Annotated in this window: 1 protein-coding gene and 1 pseudogene; both read right to left on the reverse strand. The window is 63.8% G+C overall.

What is annotated here, in order from left to right; translation table 11 throughout:
- Nucleotides 1-1013, reverse strand: a 1013-nt coding sequence (locus EOA85_RS34030; RefSeq protein WP_164760089.1) for a glutamate synthase subunit beta, incomplete at its 3' end; no start/stop codon positions are given.
- 144 nt (nt 1014-1157) lie between these two features.
- A pseudogene (locus tag EOA85_RS34035) lies at nt 1158-1944 on the reverse strand (glutamate synthase subunit alpha); the annotation flags it as partial.

A 1944-nucleotide genomic window follows, 5' to 3' on the forward strand; every position in this document is an offset into this window, starting at 1 on the left:
CAGTAGGGCCAGACCGAAAGCTTGTCCTCCTTTTCCGGCGGCTGCGGCCGGATGTCGAGCTGGGTGACACGAACGGCGCCTTGGCGGAAGGCGGTACCGACGCAGTCGGATGCGGTGTCGCCGCCACCGACGACGACAACATGCTGGCCGCCGGCGACGATCGGCCGCGAGGGCCACGCCACCGACTGGATCGGCTCGCCGCCGATGCGCTTGTTCTGCTGCACCAGATAGAGCATCGCATCATGCACGCCGTCGAGATCGTCGCCGGGAATGTTGGCCGGGCGCGGTGTTTCCGAACCGCCGCAATACAGCACAGCATCGTATTCGGCGAGCAGCTCCGCCACCGGTTTGTCGACGCCGACATTGACGCCGCAATGGAAGCTCACGCCCTCGCCTTGCATCTGCTCGATGCGCCGGTCGATATAGTGTTTCTCGATCTTGAAGTCGGGGATGCCGTAGCGCATCAGCCCACCCGGCCGGCTCTCGCGCTCATAGACGTGAACGTCGTGGCCGGCGCGGCCAAGCTGCTGGGCGGCCGCCATGCCGGCCGGCCCCGAGCCAATGACCGCGACGCGCTTGCCGGTCTTCTTTTCCGGCGGATAGGGCCGGATATGACCGGTTTCATAGGCCTTGTCGGCGATCGCCTGCTCGATCGTCTTGATGGCGACCGGAATGTCCTCGAGGTTGAGCGTGCAGGCTTCCTCGCAAGGCGCCGGACAGATGCGGCCGGTGAATTCCGGGAAATTGTTGGTCGAGTGCAGGTTGCGGATCGCATTGTCCCAGTCGCCATTGTAGACGAGGTCGTTCCAGTCCGGGATCTGGTTGTGGATCGGGCAGCCGGTCGGCCCGTGGCAGTACGGGATGCCGCAATCCATACAGCGCGCGGCCTGTTTCTCGACCTCCTTGTCCGACATCGGCAGCGTGAACTCGCGAAAATGCCGGATGCGGTCGGAAGCCGGCTGGTACTTGTGCACCTGCCGGTCGATCTCGAGAAACCCTGTTACCTTGCCCATAGTCCAGTCCCTGCTGTCCAGATGGCGCGCTCGAAGACGCACCCGTTAACCTCATAAGGCAGCCATGGCAACCTTCAGGCCGAGGCTAGGATTGTTGATGAAGGCGTCGACAGGGAAGCCTGGCTTCCCGGCAACTCCCAAAGCCTATTCCGCCGCCACGCCCATGCGCATGCGCTCCATTTCGATCAGCGCGCGACGGTATTCGACCGGCATGATCTTCCGGAATTTCGGCCGGAAAGTCGCCCAGTTATCGAGGATCTCGCGGCCGCGCACCGAACCCGTATAATGGACGTGGTTCGAGATCAGCTGATAAAGCCGCTCCTCGTCATGGCTGGTCATGTCGCCGGACACGTCGACGCGGCCTTTGTGGTCGAGGTCGCCGCCATGATGGAGCAGTTTCTCCATCAGGTCGTCTTCTTCGGGAACGGGTTCCAGTTCGACCATCGCCATGTTGCAGCGCTCGGCGAAATCACCTTCCTCGTCGAGCACATAGGCGACGCCGCCCGACATGCCGGCGGCAAAGTTGCGGCCGGTCTGGCCGATGACGACGACAATGCCGCCGGTCATGTACTCGCAGCCATGGTCGCCAACGCCTTCGACGACGGCGGCCACGCCCGAATTGCGAACCGCAAAACGCTCGCCGGCGACGCCGCTGAAATAGGCCTCGCCCTCGGTCGCGCCGTAGAGCACCGTGTTGCCGACGATGATCGACTCCGCTGCGACGATCTTGGTGTTCTCCGGCGGGCGGATGACGATGCGGCCGCCCGACAGGCCTTTGCCGACATAGTCATTGGCCGCACCGACCAGCTCGAACGAAACCCCACGCGCCAGGAAGGCGCCGAACGACTGGCCGGCGGTACCGGTGAGTTTCACCGCGATCGTGTCCTCGCGCAGGCCCTTGTGCTTGAAGCGCTTTGCCACTTCACCGGAC

Source organism: Mesorhizobium sp. M5C.F.Ca.IN.020.29.1.1 (assembly GCF_003997375.1).
Taxonomy (GTDB): domain Bacteria; phylum Pseudomonadota; class Alphaproteobacteria; order Rhizobiales; family Rhizobiaceae; genus Mesorhizobium; species Mesorhizobium wenxiniae.